The following is a 19,537-nucleotide window of genomic DNA, read 5'->3' on the forward strand; positions in this document are numbered from 1 at the left end:
CACAGCGATTCTGTTGGGTAAATGTCAGCAAAGCTGACCAGAATCGCGTGCCAAGTCTCACGTGCGTTCGACTTGAAACGAAAAGTACACCAGGCACAGTCAGGAGGAAAAAGATGAAATGTCCGTTTTGTAATCAGGATAATACCAGGGTAGTAGATTCAAGGCCTGCAGATGATAACTGTTCCATCCGCAGAAGGAGACTTTGCGATGCCTGCGGAAAGCGTTTTACCACTTACGAAAAGGTGGAAACGATCCCGCTCACCGTGATCAAGAAAGATCTGACAAGGGAACAGTATGACAGGTCCAAGATTGAAGCAGGAGTCGTAAGGGCATGTTATAAACGTCCGATCTCTGTACAGAGGATCAACGGGATGATCGATGAGATTGAAACGGAGATTTTCAATCGAGAAGAAAAAGAGATTGACAGCAAGACCATAGGGGAGATCGTTATGGACAAGCTCAAAAGCCTGGATGCGGTGGCGTATGTGAGATTCGCGTCAGTCTATCGCGAATTTAAAGATGTCAATACTTTTATGGATGAATTAAAGAAAATATTAGAGTAAACAGATGTCAGACCTGAAAGTACGGAATGTGAAACGATCTGTATGGCATTTGGCAGAAATAAGCGATCATGTGTGAGATTCACACAGAGAAATGGAGAAAGCATGAAGCGAAGAATAGAAGAGCTGATGAATGGAATATATGAATATAAGACTCCAGATCTTCTTTTTTCCTGTGATGAGATTCGTGCGGTGGTGAAACCAGGAGAAAAGTTTTTCGGCAGTTTTACAATAAAAAATAAAGAGCAGAAAAGGATCCGGGGATTTTTGTATTCTTCGGATGCACGCGTGGCATGTGAGCCGAGAGAATTTTCCGGGATTGAACCGAAGCTGTCTTTTGATGTGGATTTTACGGGAATGAAAGCCGGAGATGTGCTGGAAGGAAGTCTTACCGTCTGCACGAACATGGGAGAAAAAGCACTTCCTTTTTCTTTTGTGATCATGCAGAAAAAGGTGCAGCTTCCGGCAGGAGAGGCATTTACGCTGGATTCTTTTGCACAGCTGGCAAAGGAGCATTACGAGAAAGCGTATGCGATGTTCTGCTCCAGGAGTTTTACAAGGACGATCGAAAAGCAGTATCCGCAGTTTGAGGCTCTCAACCGCGGACTGAGGAGCAAGACCATGAGCATGGAACTTATGGAGGAGTTTCTAATCAGCACCGGGAAAAAGAGTGCCATAAAATATGAACTGAAAAAAGAAAGGCAGGAATTTTCACAGATCGCTTCGGTCATTCAGGAGCAGATTGAGATCGTAAAGAACGGATGGGGCTATTCGCAGATCGAAGTCTTTTCGGATGCGGCATTTCTGCAGCCGGAGCAGAGCCTGATCCGCCCGGATGATTTTCTTGGAAGCAGTTTTACTCTGGATTATCTGATCGATCCGGCACGGATGCATGCCGGGCACAATTTTGGCCGGATCATCTTAAAAAGCGGAAACTGGAAGAAAACCTTTGAAGTGACTGCACGCAAATTTACCGAAAAAGAGATCGATCACAGAGCTCATATCCAGAAAAAGGAGATCGAGCGTCTCTACCGGGATTATCTGGATTTTCGCTTAAAGAAGATCAGCTTAAATACCTGGATCGCCAGAGCGGAAGATTCTTTTGCACGCTATGAACAGGCAGGCGGAGAGGATATCATGATGAAGCTGTATCAGGTACAAATCTATTTTGCGGCAGATCAGCCGGAGATCGCCTGTACTTTGCTTGAAAAGCTGGAGCAGAAACGGAGGATCTCAGACCGTCCGGCCGTGCAGGGCTATTATCAGTATCTGACGACTCTTTATGATAAAGATGAGAAATATATTGATTATATCGAAAGCAAGATCCAGGATCTGTACCTGAAAAATCAGGAAGAATGGCTGCTTCAGTGGGTGCTGTTATATCTGAAGGAGAATCTTCTGCAGCATCCGTCACAGAAACTGGAAGCAATCCGAAGACAGTATAAAATGGGCTGCCGCAGCAGACTGATGTATCTGGAGGCGTTCACGCTGTTTCGGAAGTCACCGCTTCTGTTAAAGAAGCTGGATGATTTTGAGATTCAGGTGCTGCGTTTTATCTGCCGCAACGATCTTCTGGATAAAGAACTCGTGATGCAGGTGGCAGATATTGCCGGACGGCAGAGACGTTATGATGCGACCATGTATCAGATCCTGTGCCAGTGCTATACCAAGTATCCGTCAAAGAGTGTGGTCAGTGCGATCTGCAGTCTGCTGATCAAAGGACATAAAGTGGGTGCTGCTTATTTTAACTGGTATGAAAAGGGTGTTGCCGAAGGACTGCGTCTGACCGGATTGTATGAATATTATGTGGAGTCCATGGGAAAAGAACGGACAGGACTCCTGCCGCAGATGGTGCGGATGTATTTTTCCTATGAGAACAGCAGCCTTGATTATGTGAAAAAGGCAGTTTTATATAAAAATATTATAGACAATAAAGAACAGGATCCAAAGACCTACGACAGCTATCGTGCGGCGATCGAGAAATATATGGTGGATCAGCTGATGGCAGGACGCATGAACCGCGAGCTGGCGTGTATTTATCAGGAGTTTCTCACAAAATCCATGTTAAATACAAGGATGACGGAGAATCTTTCCCATGCACTTTTCACCTGTGAGATCTGCTGTAAAGATCCAAATGCATCCGCAGTTGCCGTTGTCCACAGACAGCTCGAAGAGATCCAGACGGTGATCTTCTCCAAACATACGGCAAACGTGCAGATCTATACGGAAGATGCCTGTATTTTTATCATCGACCGCGAAGGAAGATGGCATACAAAAGGATTTGATTATACCATTACCAGACTGCTTAAGGGCAGCGATATGTTTTCTATGTGCCGCAGGATTGCACCGGACAGTCCGGGATTTCTGCTGTATTCCTGTACAGAAGCACAGAGATCAAGGGATATCACACAGGAGAAGATCCGAGACTTTTTCGGCATGCTGGAGTTCGTGGATGTAAAAGAAGACTACAAGCAGCAGCTAAGAAAAGAAATCCTGGAGTATTATTATGATAATCTGCAGGATGATACGCTCTATGAGCACCTGCACGATATGGATCTTGAGGTTTTTGCGGCGGTGGATAAGGCAAAGACGGTGGAACTTCTGGTCAGAGAAGGCATGTGCAAAGAAGCATTCCTTCTGGTATCCAGGTTCGGACCGGAAGAGATCCCGCTTGGCGTTCTGGTGCGTCTGTGCAGCCGCAGGATCTTGGAGCAGGGACCGGAAGAGGACGAAATGCTGCTCTATCTGTGCCATTACTGTTTCTGCCACGGAAAATACGATGAGGCCATTCTTTCTTATCTGCTCTCAGGTTACGACGGACCGATGGAGACGATGAAGACCCTGTGGAAAGCCGGCAAGAATTTTGACCTGGATACCATGGCACTGGAAGAAAAGATCCTGATCATGCTGGCATTTGAGCGGACGGGCATGGAAGAAACGGAACCGATCTTTGAATCCTACCGCCGGAAGTATGGCAAGAAGATGTTGCTTGCGGCTTATCTGAATCTGATGTCTTACCAGTATTTTGTGAAAGGGATGGACGTGCAGAAGCCGGTTTTTGATGAGATTGAGCGAAGGATGAATGCATCCGAATCCGTTGATCCGGCATGCAGACTGGCTTATCTCAGGTACCGTACCGAATGTGGGGAAGCTTCCGAAAAGCAGCTGATCCTGATGTCACAGATCCTTCAGGAGTGCGGCGATAAGCATATGTGCTTTGGATTCTTTGAAAAGCTGCCGGTATCTCTGATGCGTACCCTTCAGCTTATGGACCGCAGCATCATCGAGTACCGCACCGATCCAAAGGCGATCGTGATGCTGACGTACACGCTGGAAAATCAGGAAGAAGGCACTTCCGTGGAGCATACGGAAATGCTGCATAATGTATACGAAGGTATTTTTGAGAAAGATTTTACCCTGTTTTACGGTGAAAAAATGGTCTGCATGATTCATGAGGAAAAGGACGGGAAGAAAACGCAGTCCGGTCCGTTTACACTGCTGCCAAGGACAGAAGTGCCGGAAGATAACGACATGCAGAGCCGTTACGGTATGTTAAATGAGATGTGCAGAGCATTTGTACAGAAAAAGGAAACGGAGTTTAAGGCACAGGCAGAAGAATATCTGAAAAAAGAAAGTCTGGCAGAGCATTTTCTGCCGGTCAGATAAAAGCGGACAGAGAAAGGAACGACAAGTATGTTGGCAGAACATGGCAATATTTCAGTGGGAATTGATCTCGGACGGGATTATTCTCAGATTGCATTTTGCAGTAAATCTGACCGTGCACCGCTGATGGTCATGCAGTCAGAGGAGGAAAAAGAAGAAAACGATTACCTGATCAGGATACCGGTCGATCTGTTCTCTTTGGTCGAACGGAAAGATGCCAGAGGCGTGGAAGTACTGTATCAGTTTTTGAAAGAATGTTTTGCATTGTTAAAAGGTGCAGGGTCTGTGGAACATATGACGGTTATGGTGACGATGCACGAGATGAAAGGGATCTGGGCAGATGTGATCCGCACGGCACTTTTAAAGCTTGGCATACCGTCCTCAGCCATTTTTTTGCAGGGACATCTGGAGAGCTTTTATGCCTATCTGATGAACCAGAAAAAAGAGCTTCTGACGTATCATGTCGCATTACTGGAATACGAAAGAGACTGCATCACGGCATGGCATTTCTGGCTGGAGCGAAAGACAAAACCGGTGCTTGCAAAGACAGAAAAATGTTTCCGGCTGTATCTGGACAACAAAGCAAGAAAAGGACGCGGGGACGAAGAGTGGGGGATCCTCAGGGATTCGCTTCTGCATAAAAATCTGGAGAAAATGTTTGAAAACACGCCGTTTTCTGCCGTTTATCTGGTCGGCAGAGAGTTCGAAGGGGAATGGATGGACAAATCTTTTCGTTTTCTGTGCAGAAAACGGAGAAGTTTTCGCGGAGACAATCTCTACACCATGGGAGCCTGCTATGCGGCAATGGAAGAAAACGGGGCGACGGCCTGCAAAGATACGCTCTATCTGAGCGATGACATGATACAGCACAATCTCGGAATGTGGATGGAGATCCGCGGTCAGGAAGGCTATTATCCGCTGGTGAATGCCGGGATCAACTGGTATATGGCGAGACATACCTGTGAATTTTTGCTTGGCGATGAAAAGGAAGTCGTGATCTACTCCAGAACGGTCCGGGGAGAAGAAATGGAACACACCCTGGCTCTTAGCCAGCTTCCGGATCGACCGAGACGGGCAACCAGACTGCGGCTCGACATTTCCTTTACCGCACCGGACAGATGCAGAGTGCGGGCGGAGGATCTTGGACTTGGTGAACTGTATCCGTCTTCCGGTAAAATCTGGGAAGCAAATATCAGCCTTTCCTGAAAAGGGGAGGAAAGGGAGGAATGATGGCAATGTATCAGTTGTGTCGTGCGAAAGCGGCGAAACATCCGTTTTATATCGAGAGTATTGATATCAATATTTATACAATAGAAGAATTGTGCTTTTATCTCTGGAAGAATGTAAGTCTTTTGGATGAGAGCATTCTGAATGAAAAACTGTGTGACTGGCTGGAAGGAGAGCTGGGCATGCAAAGGCTGGCGTTCCATCTTCGTGAGAAACTGAAAGACGCAGAGAGTATTGCGGAGCTGGTGCTGCCGGTTTTCCGGGAAGTACGTTATCTGAATGCGGCTGAGATGTATGCGGTAAAGGAGCAAATTGGCAAGCTGGAGGTACAGACGGAGGATATCCGCAGGAAGATCCGTGCGGATCTGCTGGTCAATTACGGCATGTATTCCGGGGCGGTCAGCCTTTACCGTCAGATCCTGCAAAACCGCAATCAGGGGAAAACAGGGCTTCAGTTTTATGCAGGCGTACTGAGCAATATGGCGGGGGCGTACGGAAGGATGTTCCTGTTCCGCGAGGCCGCAGACTGTCTGTGGCAGTCTTATGAGATGGTACGCTCCAATGCGGTGTACCGCAGTTATCTGGCAATTTTGCCGCTGTATCTGTCGGAAGAAGACTATAAAAAGCGTCTCGAAGAGCTGAAAGTGCCAAAAGAACAGCTCGACAAGATCGAAGAAGAGAAGCAGGAAGTACTGGCAAAGGCAGAAAAAATGCAGAAGATCGAAAACGCCGGTCAGGAAACACTGGCAAGGTTTTTACAGGAAGAAAAAAGAAAATATCATAAAAGCAGAAGATAAGTTGACATCGCCCTGATAATGTGATAGTATTTGATTACTTTACCATGGTAGAGTGGTCACATACAGCAGTAAAACAGGGGAAGACCCCTTGAAATACAAAAAGAGAGAGGATGGCAATATTATGAAAAAAAGAGCAGTCAGCGTTATGTTAACAGCAGCAATGGTATCGGCAATGTTGGCAGGATGTGGTTCCAAGAATGCAGAGACGCAGTCCGCAGCAGATACAACAGCAGAAAGTGCTGTTTCCGGAGACGAAACATCAGCCGATACACAGACAGCAGATGCAGAAACTACCGATGCCAGCAAGACAGATGGCACGTTCACCGTTGGATTTGACCAGGATTTCCCACCGATGGGATTTGTCGGAGATGACGGAGAGTTTACCGGGTTTGACTTGGAGATGGCAGCAGAAGTTGCAAAACGTCTGAACCTTACGATTGCATATCAGCCGATTGCCTGGGATGCAAAAGACATGGAGCTGGATGCCGGAACGATTGACTGTATCTGGAATGGCTTCACCATGAATGGCCGTGAAGACGACTATGAGTGGAGCAAGCCTTATATGAAAAACAATCAGGTCTTCGTTGTACGTGGAGATTCGGACATCAATTCTGAGGCAGATCTGGCCGGAAAGAACGTAGAAGTCCAGACGGATTCCAGTGCGGAAGCAGCACTGAACGACAACAGTGAGCTGACTTCCACGTTTGGAAGCCTGACACCGGTTGCAGATTACAACACGGCATTTATGGATCTGGAATCCGGGGCAGTGGATGCGATCGCAATGGATGACGTTGTGGCAAGTTATCAGATCACAAGCCGTAAGGCAGATTTCAAAGTCCTGGATGATGTGATCGCAGCAGAAGAATATGGCATTGGCTTCAAAAAAGGTAATACCGGGCTGCGTGATAAAGTTCAGGCAACACTGGAAGAGATGGCGGCAGACGGAACGGCTGCAAAGATTTCCGAGAAGTGGTTCGGAAAAGACATCACAACGATCCAGTAAATCAGACAGAGAACAAAAGGCGGGCTGTTGCATCTGCGGCAGCCCTTTTTATGCGGACAACGAACCAAAGTGTATTTCTCATGGTTTTACGCAAAGAAAGGAGAAGTTATTATGGGTATCAGCCAGATGCTTATGAAGCTGGCAGAGGGTATGGCGACGTCCTGCTGGATTTTCGGGATCACACTGCTTTTTTCCCTGCCACTTGGTATGGTCATAGCGTTTGGACGAATGTCAAAAAAACGTATTGTTCAGGGGATTACAAAAATTTATATTTCAATCATGCGAGGCACACCGCTGATGCTGCAGCTGATGGTTGTCTATTTCGGACCGTATTATCTGTTCGGGATCAAAATTTCACCGTTTTACCGAAACATTGCGGTGGTGATCGGTTTTGTGCTTAATTATGCAGCTTATTTTGCGGAAATCTATCGAAGCGGAATCGAATCCATGCCGGTTGGACAGTATGAGGCGGCAGAGATTTTAGGATACAGCAAAAGTCAGACATTTTTACATATCATTCTTCCGCAGGTGATCAAACGCATCCTTCCGTCGGTGACAAACGAAGTCATCACACTGGTCAAGGATACTTCTCTTGCCTTTGTGATTGCCGTATCGGAGATGTTTACGATCGCAAAGGCACTGGCATCTTCACAGACCAGTATGGTTCCGTATGTGGCAGCCGGTATTTTCTACTATGTATTTAATTTTCTGGTTGCATGGATTATGGAGAAGATTGAGAAGCATCTGAGCTATTATCGTTAGGAGGGAATCTATGAATTATCTGGAAATGAAGCATATAAAAAAGCATTTCGATGAACTGGAAGTGCTCAAAGATATTTCCCTGAATGTCAGAGAGGGACAGGTCGTAGCAATCATCGGTCCGTCCGGATCGGGCAAATCAACGCTGCTTCGCTGTGCGACCATGCTTGAAAAGATCGATGATGGGGAGCTTTCTTATCTTGGGGAGCGTGCCGCTTACAGCCAGAACGGTGAGGCGGTCTATGAAGCACCGGGCAAACTGAAACAGCTGAAAAGTTACTACGGGCTGGTTTTTCAGAACTTTAACCTTTTCCCGCATTACAGCGTGATGAAGAATATCTGTGATGCACCGATCCGTGTGCAGAAAAGAGAGAAAAAAGAAGTGCAGGAGCAGGCGAAAGTGCTGCTGAAAAAAATGGGACTGGAAGATAAGGCAGATGCCTATCCGTATCAGTTATCCGGCGGACAGCAGCAGAGAGTTTCGATCGCAAGGGCACTGTGCATGAATCCGAAGATCCTGTTCTTTGATGAGCCGACTTCAGCTCTCGATCCACAGCTGACCGGGGAGATTTTAAAGGTCATCAAAGATCTGGCGGCAGAACATATGACGATGGTCATCGTAACCCACGAGATGAATTTCGCAAGAAATGTGGCAGATCATATCGTATTTATGGAAAATGGCGTGATCGTGAAAGAAGGAGCACCGGAAGAACTGTTTACATCGGACAATCAGCGAATCAAAGAATTTCTTGGAAAGTTCCAGGATTAAAGAGGATATTGACGCAAAAACAGGCAGAGAGAAAAAGAAATTTCTCTGTCTGTTTTTTGCAGTAGATTTTTGCGCGGTTGTCATGTATAATAAAACGAGGCATGGGACAAGCAGGCACAAAACGGATGTCTGCATGCGGATTTGTGTCTGCAAGGACCACGTAGGTCTCCGGCCGTACAGCAGTCGGAGACGGAAACAGGATGTACGTAAGAAAACAAAACGACAGGAGAAGCATATGAGTAAAAGAAATGATATTCACAAGGTACTGATTATTGGTTCCGGCCCGATCATCATCGGACAGGCATGCGAATTTGATTACTCCGGTACACAGGCTTGTAAAGCACTGCGTCAGCTGGGATACCAGATCATTCTGGTAAACTCCAATCCGGCAACGATCATGACGGATCCGGAGATTGCGGATGTCACTTACATCGAGCCGCTGAATGTGGAACGACTGGAGCAGATCATTGCAAAAGAGCGTCCGGATGCCCTTTTGCCGAACCTTGGCGGACAGTCCGGACTGAACCTCTGTTCTGAGCTGGCAGCAGCCGGTGTTCTGGACCGTTACGATGTGAAAGTAATCGGTGTACAGGTAGATGCCATTGAACGTGGAGAAGACCGCATTGAGTTTAAAAAGACCATGAACAAGCTTGGTATTGAGATGGCACGCAGTGAAGTTGCCTACAGCGTGGAAGATGCTCTGGCAATCGCAGACAAACTGGGTTATCCGGTGGTACTGCGTCCGGCTTATACCATGGGCGGAGCCGGCGGCGGTCTGGTATACAACGTAGAAGAGTTAAAGACGGTCTGCGAACGCGGTCTGCAGGCGAGCCTTGTGGGACAGGTTCTGGTCGAAGAGTCCATTCTCGGATGGGAAGAGCTGGAGCTGGAAGTTGTCCGTGATGCAAAGAATAACATGATTACTGTATGCTTCATTGAAAATATTGACCCGCTTGGTGTGCATACCGGAGATTCTTTCTGTTCTGCACCGATGCTGACGATCTCAGAAGATGTTCAGAAAGAGCTGCAGAGACAGGCTTATAAAATCGTAGAAGAAGTAGAAGTGATCGGCGGTACGAACGTACAGTTTGCACACGATCCGAAGAGCGGACGTATCATCGTCATCGAGATCAATCCGAGAACTTCCCGTTCTTCCGCACTTGCAAGTAAAGCAACCGGATTCCCGATCGCCCTGGTTTCCGCAATGCTGGCTTCCGGTCTGACACTGGATGAGATCCCGTGCGGCAAATACGGCACACTGGACAAATACGTGCCGGACGGCGACTATGTGGTAATCAAATTTGCAAGATGGGCATTTGAGAAATTCAAAGGCGTTCAGGACAAACTCGGCACACAGATGCGTGCAGTGGGCGAAGTCATGAGTATCGGCAAGACTTACAAAGAAGCATTCCAGAAAGCAATCCGCAGCCTGGAGATCGGACGTTACGGCCTTGGATTTGCCAAAGATTTCCATGAAAAGTCAAAGGAAGAACTGCTGAAAATGCTGTCTGTTCCAACCAGCGAACGTCAGTTCATCATGTATGAGGCACTGCGTAAACATGCAACCGTGGATGAGCTGTTTGAGCTGACCAAGATCAAACATTATTTTATCGAGCAGATGAAAGAGCTGGTGGAGGAAGAAGAAGCTCTGCTTGCAGACAAAGGCAGTGTTCCTTCAGAAGAAGCTCTGCGTCAGGCAAAACTAGATGGATTCTCTGATAAATATTTAAGCCAGATCCTGGAAGTGACCGAAGAAGAAATCCGCAATGCACGTATCGGCTACGGCATCGAAGAGGCATGGGAAGGTGTTCACGTAAGCGGAACCAAAGACAATGCTTATTACTATTCTTCTTATCATATCAAGGATGAGAGCAAAGCAAGTGACAATAAGAACAAGATCATGATCCTCGGCGGCGGTCCGAACCGAATCGGACAGGGTATCGAATTTGACTACTGCTGCGTACATGCAGCAATGGCTTTGAAAAAGGCCGGATTTGAGACGATCATCGTAAACTGCAACCCGGAAACGGTATCAACAGACTACGATACATCTGATAAACTGTATTTTGAACCGCTGACATTGGAAGATGTTCTGAGCATTTACAAGAAAGAGAAGCCGCTCGGTGTGATCGCACAGTTTGGCGGACAGACACCGCTGAACCTTTCTGCAGAGCTGGAAAAATACGGCGTGAAGATCCTTGGTACTTCACCGGCTGTCATTGATATGGCAGAAGACCGTGACCTGTTCCGTGCAATGATGGACAAACTTCAGATCCCGATGCCGGAAGCAGGCATGGCAGTAGATGTAGATGAGGCACTGGCGATCGCAGAACGCATCGGCTATCCGGTTATGGTACGTCCTTCCTATGTACTTGGCGGACGCGGCATGGAAGTTGTATATGATCCGGAAAATCTGAAAATTTACATGGAAGCAGCAGAAGGTGTGACACCGGACCGTCCGATCCTGATCGACCGTTTCCTGCGTCATGCAATGGAGTGCGAGGCAGATGCGATCAGCGACGGCGAACATGCTTACGTACCGGCTGTTATGGAGCATATCGAGCTTGCCGGTGTACATTCCGGAGACTCCGCATGCATCATTCCGTCCAGACACATTTCCGAAGAAAACTTAAAGACGATCAAAGAGTACACGAAGAAGATTGCAGAAGAGATGCATGTCAAAGGTCTGATGAATATGCAGTATGCGATTGAGGACGGCGTTGTCTATGTGCTTGAGGCAAATCCGCGTGCATCCAGAACGGTGCCGCTGGTTTCCAAAGTATGTGCAATCTCTATGGTACCGTTGGCAACCGAGATCATCACTTCTGAGTTTACCGGGAAAGAGTCACCGATCAAAGATCAGAAAGACCGCGAGATTCCGTATTACGGTGTCAAAGAAGCAGTCTTTCCATTCAATATGTTCCAGGAAGTAGATCCGCTGTTAGGACCGGAAATGCGTTCGACAGGTGAAGTGCTCGGACTGGCACAGAGCGTCGGCGAAGCTTACTTCAAAGCACAGGAAGCAACCAAGAGTCCGCTTCCGCTTTCAGGAACCGTTCTGATCAGTGTCGGCGACCGTGAGAAAGCAGAAGTTGCAGAAGTGGCAAAACGTTTCCATGAAGCAGGTTTTGCGATCATTGCGACCAGGCATACAAAAGCGATCATTGAAGAAGCAGGTATCCCGGCAGAGTTTGTATACAAGATGTCAGAGGGTCGCCCGAATATCTATGATATCATCACGAACGGCAAAGTCGATCTTGTTGTAAATACACCGAAGGGTGAAGAAGAGGGACCGGATGACAGCTATGTGAGAAGAGCCTGCATCAAGAGCCGTGTTCCGTATATTACGACCATGGCAGCAGCTCTTGCAAGTGCAGAAGGTATCCTGACGGTCCAGAAACAGAGCAGCAGAGAAGTTGTTTCCCTGCAGGATCTGCATGCAAGGATCAAATAAGAGCCTGTGTTATAAAAATAACAGGAGAAAGAAAAAATGGAGAAAAAAATCATTCAGGTGGACGAGAAAGTACCTGTAAAGATGCTGATCCCGCTGAGTCTTCAGCATATGTTTGCCATGTTCGGAGCATCGGTGCTGGTACCGTTTCTGTTTGGAATCAGTCCGGCGATCGTGCTTCTGATGAACGGTGTCGGCACACTGGTCTTTATCGTTGTAACAAAAGGAAAAGCACCGGCGTACCTGGGTTCCAGTTTTGCATTTCTGGTTCCGGCGGGGCTGGTCATTGAGAAATTCGGTTACCAGTATGCACTGGGAAGCTTTGTTGCCATCGGATTTGGCGGTATCATTGTTGCACTGATCATTCGGAAATTCGGCACAAAATGGATTCATATCGTGCTGCCGACAGCAGCCATGGGACCGGTTGTAGCCCTCATCGGGCTGGAGCTTGCGGGAAATGCCGCAAGCAATGCCGGCCTGCTGGATGAAGTGATTGATCCGAAAAACGTGATCGTTTTTCTGGTGACACTTGGCGTTGCCGTGTTTGGACAGATCCTTTTTCGCGGGTTCCTCGGTGTGATCCCGATCCTGATTGCGATTATTTCCGGCTATGTGGCAGCTGCGGCGTGTGGTATCCTTGATTTCACGGAAGTTGTACAGGCATCCTTCTTCGCACTGCCGAATTTCCAGTATCCGAAGTTTAACTTGGAAGCGATCATGACGGTATTTCCGGCACTGCTTCTGGTCGTGTCGGAGCATATCGGACATCAGGTTGTGACAAGTGAGATCATCGGAAGAGATCTTTTAAAAGAACCGGGACTGCACAGGACTTTGTTCGGTGACTTCTTTTCCACCATGCTTTCTGGTCTGGTAGGATCGGTGCCGACCACGACATACGGTGAAAACATCGGTGTCATGGCGATGACCGGTGTCTACAGCGTGCAGGTGATCGGCGGGGCGGCCGTTTTATCCATCTGCTGTTCCTTCCTTGGTAAGCTCTCCGCACTGATCAGCACGATCCCGGGTCCGGTTATCGGAGGGGTATCCTTCCTGCTTTACGGTATGATCGGTACATCCGGTATCCGTCTGCTGGTAGACGGAAAAGTAGATTACAGCCGTTCCAGAAATCTGGTGCTCACATCGGTAGTATTTGTGACAGGGCTTTCCGGCATTGCACTGAAGATCGGCAATGTGGAAATGACAGGAATGGTACTGGCATGCGTTGTTGCTATGGCAATGAGCCTGGTATTTTATATTCTTGATAAACTCGGACTGACAAACGATCAGCCGCAGAAATAAAAATGAACACAGCGGCAGGCTTCTCTTGCGGGAGCCTGCCACAAACAGGAGGTAAGAAAGATGAATCAGGTAATTATTCCGGAAAACTATCATTCCGTGCTCTCTATGTATGAGACACAGGATGCAATCGGGATCATCAAAGAAATGATGCAGAAGAAACTCTGTATGGCACTGCGTTTGAAAAGAGTCACAGCTCCGCTGTTTGTAGATCCGGCATCCGGACTGAACGACGATCTGAACGGAGTGGAACGACCGGTTTCTTTTGAAATCCCGGCAGCTGGCGTGGAGGCACAGGTTGTACATTCTCTGGCAAAATGGAAACGTATGGCACTTTACCGCTACGATTTTCGTGTTGGAAAGGGGATTCTGACAGACATGAATGCCATCCGCAGAGACGAGGAGCTTGATAATCTTCACTCCTGTTACGTGGATCAGTGGGACTGGGAGAAAGTCATCGACCGCAGCGACCGCAACGAGGACTACCTGAAAGCCGTTGTCAAGAGAATTGTCGGCGTGATCTGCAATACCCTGGATGAGCTGAAATACTATTATCCGCAGCTGGAGCTGGAACTGAACCGTGATGTTGCATTTGTCACAACACAGGAGCTGGAGGACCGTTATCCGGATCTGACACCGAAGCAGCGTGAAAATGTGTTTGTAAAAGAACACGGAACTGCTTTTATCATGAAGATCGGTGACAAACTGAAGTCCGGTGAGCCACATGACGGCAGAGCACCGGACTACGATGACTGGGCACTGAACGGAGATATTCTGTTCTGGCATGAGACACTGGGCTGTGCCCTGGAGGTATCTTCCATGGGAATCCGTGTCGATGCAAAATCTCTGGCAGAGCAGCTGACAAAAGCAGGATGCGAAGATCGAAGAGAACTTTTGTTCCACAAAATGCTTCTGGAAGAGAAACTGCCTCTGACGATCGGTGGTGGTATCGGACAGTCCAGAGTCTGCATGCTTCTGCTCGGTAAGGCACATGTCGGCGAAGTACAGGCATCGATCTGGGATGAAGAGACACTGAACGCATGTGAAAAGGCAGGAATCTGCTTGTTATGATCGATCAGAAATGCCGTCTCTGTCCGCGGGAATGTAAGGCAGAGAGGGAAAATGGACAGATGGGTTTCTGCGGTATGACAGGAAAAGGCATCAGGGCGGCGAGAGCTGCCCTTCATTTTTGGGAAGAACCATGTATTTCCGGGAAGGGCGGTTCCGGTGCCGTCTTTTTTGCAGGCTGTACCCTACGTTGTGTTTACTGTCAGAACCGCGAGATCGCAGCCGGGAGGATGGGAGAGGGGATCAGCCTTTCACGCCTGGTGGACATCTTTTTTGAACTCAAAGAACAGGGAGCGGAAAATATCAATCTTGTCACACCGAGCCATTATGCGGACAAGATCATGTCTGCAATCCGTATGGCAAAAGAGAGCGGATTTGACCTTCCGTTTGTTTATAACTGCAGCGGATATGAGAAAGTGGAAATCTTAAAACAGCTGACTGGCCTGATTGATATTTATCTTACGGATTTTAAGTATATGTCGCCGGAAAGTGCCCTGCGATATTCGCATGCCAAAGATTATCCAAAGGCTGCAAAGGCGGCACTTGCCGAGATGATGCGTCAGCAGCCGCAGACGATATACGATGAATATGGCATGATGAAGCGTGGTGTGCTGGTCCGCCATCTGCTTTTGCCGTCGCACCGTAAGGAAGCAGAACAGGTGGTAAAATATGTATACGATACTTATAAAGATCAGGCGGCGATCAGCCTGATGTGTCAGTATACACCACTTGGCGAACTTGATAACTACCCGGAACTGAATCGGAGAGTGACAAAAAGAGAGTACGAAAAGCTGCTGGATTTTGCTGTCGAACTTGGCGTGGAGAACGGCTACATGCAGGAAATGGAAAGTGCGAAAGTCTGCTATATTCCACCGTTTGACGGAGAGGGGATAAAAGCATAAAATATGCAGTAATTTGATTTTCTATGCACCAATTCCGTTGACATTACTTTGAAACAGTGTTAAACTCAGACGCAGAGCAAGGAAGCAGTCCGGATGATGGAAAAGACAGAAATTTCGGACAAGCTTATTAAAATTCAGGAGGAATAGAAATTATGAAAAAACTGATTGCAGCAGCACTGGTTGGAACAATGGTACTTACTATGGCAGGATGCGGAAGCAAGACTGCAGAAACAACAGGAAGCGAAGCTTCTTCTGATGCAGCAGGCGGCACACTGGTTATGGCTACCAATGCAGAGTTCCCGCCATATGAATATTATGAAGGCGAAAATGTCGTAGGTATCGATGCAGATATCGCAGCAGCCGTAGCAGACAAACTGGGTATGGAACTGAAGATCGAAGATATGGCATTTGATTCTATCATCCCGGCTGTAACATCCGGTAAGGCAGATATTGGACTGGCCGGTATGACCGTTACCGAAGACCGCCTGGAAAATGTGGATTTCTCTGATACTTACGCACATGCAACACAGGTTGTTATCGTAAAAGAAGACAGCGATATTGCAAGTCCGGATGACCTGGAAGGCAAAAAGATCGGTGTACAGCTTGGTACCACTGGTGATATTTATGCAGGTGACATCAAAGATGCAACCGTAGAGCGTTACAACAAAGGTTTCGAGGCCGTACAGGCACTTACTCAGGACAAAATCGATGCCGTTGTCATCGACGGAGAACCGGCAAAAGTATTCGTGAAAGAAAACGAAGGCCTGAAGATGCTTGACGAAGCATTTACCGAAGAAGATTATGCGATCGCAGTAGCAAAAGGAAATGATGAACTGCTGGATAAGATCAACACTGCACTCGGCGAACTGAAAGATTCCGGTGAGCTGGATAAGATCGTTGACAAGTATATCACAGCGAAATAAAAGAAAGTGACAGAGGAATGCCATGTCAAGACAATTATACTTGAATTTTATTAAAGATAACAGATGGAAATACATTGTGAACGGTCTGGGAACGACACTGCAGATTACCTTTTTTGCAGTCATTCTCGGTATTGCTCTCGGATTCCTGATCGCAGTCATCCGTTCAACCTATGACAAGACAGGAAAAGGGAAAATATTGAATTTTCTGGCAAAAGTATATCTTACCGTAATACGAGGAACACCGGTACTGGTACAGCTCCTTATCATTTACTTTGTCGTATTTGCAAGCGTGGATATCAATAAAATCATCGTTGCAGTCATGGCATTCGGTATCAACTCCGGTGCGTACGTGGCAGAGATCATAAGAAGCGGTATCATGTCGATTGATGACGGACAGTTTGAGGCAGGCCGAAGCCTGGGCTTTAACTATACACAGACCATGATCTACATTATCCTGCCGCAGGCACTGAAAAACGTGCTTCCGGCACTGGCAAACGAGTTTATCGTACTTTTAAAAGAAACTTCCGTATCCGGATACATAGCCATTCAGGATCTGACGAAAGGCGGAGATATCATTCGAAGCCAGACATACAATGCTCTGTTCCCGCTTCTTATGGTGGCAGCGATCTATCTGATCATGGTGCTTTTCTTTGAAAAGCTGGTATCCATTTTAGAGAGGAGGCTGCGTAACAGTGAGCGTTGAGAAAAAAGAAACCCTGATCCAGGTTCAGAACCTGACCAAGACTTTCGGCGGCAGCGTACATGCACTGAACGGTGTCAGCACCGACATCAAAAAAGGCGAGGTTGTCTGTGTGATCGGACCTTCCGGTTCCGGTAAAAGTACATTTCTTCGCTGTCTGAATCGTCTGGAAGATCCGACGGACGGACGTATCATTTTTGCGGGGGAAGATCTGATGGATCCGAAGACGGACATTGATATGCACCGTCAGAAAATGGGAATGGTATTTCAGCATTTCAACCTGTTTCCGCATATGTCGATCCTGAAAAATATGACGATCGCCCCGATGAAACTGCAGAAACGCGGCAAAGACGAAGCAGAAGGTCAGGCTATGAAACTTCTGGAGCGAGTAGGACTTGCTGACCGTGCAAATGCTTATCCAAGCCAGCTCTCTGGCGGACAGAAACAGCGAATCGCCATCGTGCGTGCCCTGTGTATGAATCCGGAAGTGATGCTTTTTGACGAGCCGACTTCCGCACTTGACCCGGAGATGGTCGGAGAAGTGTTAAATGTTATGCGAGATCTTGCCAAAGAGCACATGACCATGGTCGTGGTAACCCATGAAATGGGATTTGCAAGAGAAGTTTCCGACCGCGTGATCTTTATGGCGGAAGGAAAGATCGTAGAAGAAGGAACGCCGGAAGAGATCTTTACGGCACCAAAAACAGAGAGACTTCAGAGTTTCCTGAGTAAAGTTCTTTAAAGAGAATTTATCGAAATACAGAAAACGGCATGGGTGTCAGAAAAGCTCCGGTGCCGTTTTTTTATGCTGACAGATGAAAAATTATGCGAAAAGAAATGCTTGCATATTAAACAGGCATCGCTATAATAATAGAAGAAACGTAATGATACAGTGTGGCAGGAGCATTTGCTGTCCGGACTGTAAAAATCTAAAAGCAAAGTGGTGGATAAAATTGAACTATACAGAAGCAGTAGAATATATACTTAATGTACCAAAATTTACGACAAAAAACAAACCGGAACATACTGTAGAGCTGTTAAAAAGACTGGGACATCCGGAGTGCGGCATGAAGGTGATCCATGTTGCAGGAACCAATGGAAAAGGTTCTGTCTGTGCCTTTCTTTCAGAGATGCTGACACTGGCAGGCAAAAAGACCGCCCTTTTTACCTCTCCGCATCTGGTTCGGATCAACGAACGTTTCCAGATCAACAATGTACCGATCAGCGACGAGCTTTTTCTGGAATCTTATCAGAAAGTACAGGCAGCCATTGACGGCATGGTAAAAGACGGACTGCCGCATGCAACTTATTTTGAGCTGCTCTATGCGGTTGCCATGGTTGCTTTTCAGAAAGAAAAGGCAGAATACGTGGTTCTGGAGACCGGTCTTGGCGGAAGACTCGATGCGACCAACACGATCGAACATCCGATCGCAACGGTGATCACTTCGATCAGCTTGGATCACACGGAGATCCTCGGAGATACGATCGAAAAGATCGCAGGGGAAAAGGCCGGGATCATCAAAGAAGGTGTGCCGGTCATCTACGACGGCAGAAACGAAGAGGCAGAAAAGGTCATCAAAAAGAGGGCCAAAGAGCTTCACGCACCGGCGTTTGCACTGAAAGAAGAAATGTATGAAATTTTGGGAAACACGGACAAAAGTATTGATTTTTGCCTGAATTGTGGGTATTATGAACATGCAAAAGTGACCGCACCTTATCTTGCACCATATCAGGTGGTGAACAGTTCTCTGGCACTGCTTGCCATGGATGTGATCGATCCGAAACAGGAGATCTCGCAAGATCTTCGTATCCGGGCGATCGAAGAGACAAAATGGCAGGGACGTATGGAAACCGTTCTGCCGGGTGTGATCGTGGATGGGGCACACAATGCGGATGGTATCGCACAGTTTGTAAAGACCGTGCAGAGCGTACAGGAGCGTTATCGGATCGTACTGCTGTTCTCCGCTGTGGTAGAGAAAAATTACGAAGAGATGATCCACACGATCTGCAGCCAGACGACACCGTCTGCGGTGGTAGTCACGGAGATCAAAGGCGACCGCATCGTGCCGGCAGGGGAACTTTCCGAAGTGTTTGCAAAATACACAGACGCACAGATCGTAACGGAACCGGATATCGAGAAAGCGTTTGAAAGGGCATGCACCCTTCGACAGGACGGACTTTTGTTCTGTGCGGGATCTTTATATCTGGTAGGGGAGATCAAAGAAATCCTGGAAAAATGCAAGGCATGACAAAGGAGCAGATTTTATGATTAATTACGAAGAAGAATTAAAAAAATTTCATTCCAGCCTCGATGTGAATGAAGCAGAAGATGCCATCTACAATCGGGATCTGACGGATATCACCGATATTCTCAAAGAGCTGATGAAAGATGAAAAAAAGAAGATAAGAAGATAAGGGG

16 protein-coding genes are annotated in these 19,537 nt (G+C 47.3%); all 16 read left to right on the forward strand.

What is annotated here, in order from left to right; translation table 11 throughout:
• Positions 1 to 113 precede the first annotated feature (113 nt).
• Positions 114 to 563 (forward strand): transcriptional regulator NrdR, encoded by a 450-nt coding sequence (gene nrdR / locus LKD42_RS09655; protein WP_022119298.1) that lies wholly within the window; start codon positions 114 to 116, stop codon positions 561 to 563.
• Positions 564 to 665: 102 nt separating this feature from the next.
• On the forward strand, positions 666 to 4,226 hold the full coding sequence (locus LKD42_RS09660; protein ID WP_248835565.1) for a DUF5717 family protein: 3,561 nt from the start codon (positions 666 to 668) through the stop codon (positions 4,224 to 4,226).
• A gap of 27 nt (positions 4,227 to 4,253) precedes the next feature.
• Complete coding sequence (locus LKD42_RS09665; RefSeq protein ID WP_248835566.1) at positions 4,254 to 5,429, forward strand: DUF5716 family protein; 1,176 nt, start codon at positions 4,254 to 4,256, stop codon at positions 5,427 to 5,429.
• A gap of 20 nt (positions 5,430 to 5,449) precedes the next feature.
• Positions 5,450 to 6,247 carry a hypothetical protein gene (locus LKD42_RS09670; RefSeq protein WP_022119300.1) on the forward strand — a complete coding sequence of 266 codons (798 nt, stop codon included), beginning with the start codon at positions 5,450 to 5,452 and terminating at the stop codon, positions 6,245 to 6,247.
• Positions 6,248 to 6,368: 121 nt separating this feature from the next.
• Positions 6,369 to 7,250: an amino acid ABC transporter substrate-binding protein gene (locus LKD42_RS09675; protein WP_248835567.1), complete on the forward strand. Its 882-nt coding sequence runs from the start codon at positions 6,369 to 6,371 to the stop codon at positions 7,248 to 7,250.
• A gap of 111 nt (positions 7,251 to 7,361) precedes the next feature.
• A complete protein-coding gene (locus LKD42_RS09680; RefSeq protein WP_022119302.1) occupies positions 7,362 to 8,012 on the forward strand; it encodes an amino acid ABC transporter permease in 651 nt (216 codons plus the stop codon).
• Between the two features lie 10 nt (positions 8,013 to 8,022).
• Complete coding sequence (locus tag LKD42_RS09685; protein WP_022119303.1) at positions 8,023 to 8,778, forward strand: amino acid ABC transporter ATP-binding protein; 756 nt, start codon at positions 8,023 to 8,025, stop codon at positions 8,776 to 8,778.
• A gap of 235 nt (positions 8,779 to 9,013) precedes the next feature.
• Positions 9,014 to 12,232 (forward strand): carbamoyl-phosphate synthase large subunit, encoded by a 3,219-nt coding sequence (gene carB, locus LKD42_RS09690; RefSeq protein WP_248835568.1) that lies wholly within the window; start codon positions 9,014 to 9,016, stop codon positions 12,230 to 12,232.
• A 36-nt stretch (positions 12,233 to 12,268) separates the two neighbouring features.
• On the forward strand, positions 12,269 to 13,528 hold the full coding sequence (gene uraA / locus LKD42_RS09695) for a uracil permease (protein ID WP_248835569.1): 1,260 nt from the start codon (positions 12,269 to 12,271) through the stop codon (positions 13,526 to 13,528).
• 60 nt (positions 13,529 to 13,588) lie between these two features.
• Positions 13,589 to 14,596, forward strand: a complete 1,008-nt coding sequence (gene asnA / locus LKD42_RS09700) for an aspartate--ammonia ligase (RefSeq protein WP_022119306.1) — start codon at positions 13,589 to 13,591, stop codon at positions 14,594 to 14,596.
• Complete coding sequence (locus tag LKD42_RS09705; RefSeq protein ID WP_248835570.1) at positions 14,593 to 15,495, forward strand: radical SAM protein; 903 nt, start codon at positions 14,593 to 14,595, stop codon at positions 15,493 to 15,495. Before asnA ends, LKD42_RS09705 begins: the two co-directional genes overlap by 4 nt.
• A gap of 152 nt (positions 15,496 to 15,647) precedes the next feature.
• Positions 15,648 to 16,418, forward strand: coding sequence for a basic amino acid ABC transporter substrate-binding protein (locus LKD42_RS09710; RefSeq protein WP_248835571.1), 771 nt, complete (start codon positions 15,648 to 15,650; stop codon positions 16,416 to 16,418).
• 22 nt (positions 16,419 to 16,440) lie between these two features.
• A complete protein-coding gene (locus LKD42_RS09715; protein WP_022119309.1) occupies positions 16,441 to 17,121 on the forward strand; it encodes an amino acid ABC transporter permease in 681 nt (226 codons plus the stop codon).
• Positions 17,111 to 17,860 carry an amino acid ABC transporter ATP-binding protein gene (locus LKD42_RS09720; protein WP_022119310.1) on the forward strand — a complete coding sequence of 250 codons (750 nt, stop codon included), beginning with the start codon at positions 17,111 to 17,113 and terminating at the stop codon, positions 17,858 to 17,860. Before LKD42_RS09715 ends, LKD42_RS09720 begins: the two co-directional genes overlap by 11 nt.
• A 211-nt stretch (positions 17,861 to 18,071) precedes the next feature.
• A complete protein-coding gene (locus LKD42_RS09725) occupies positions 18,072 to 19,367 on the forward strand; it encodes a bifunctional folylpolyglutamate synthase/dihydrofolate synthase (RefSeq protein ID WP_248835572.1) in 1,296 nt (431 codons plus the stop codon).
• A gap of 16 nt (positions 19,368 to 19,383) precedes the next feature.
• Entirely contained in the window at positions 19,384 to 19,533 is a 150-nt protein-coding gene (locus LKD42_RS09730; RefSeq protein ID WP_022119312.1) for a hypothetical protein, read from the forward strand.
• The last annotated feature ends 4 nt before the right edge of the window (positions 19,534 to 19,537 follow it).

This window comes from Hominisplanchenecus faecis (assembly GCF_020687205.1).
Classification (GTDB): Bacteria; Bacillota; Clostridia; order Lachnospirales; family Lachnospiraceae; genus Hominisplanchenecus; species Hominisplanchenecus faecis.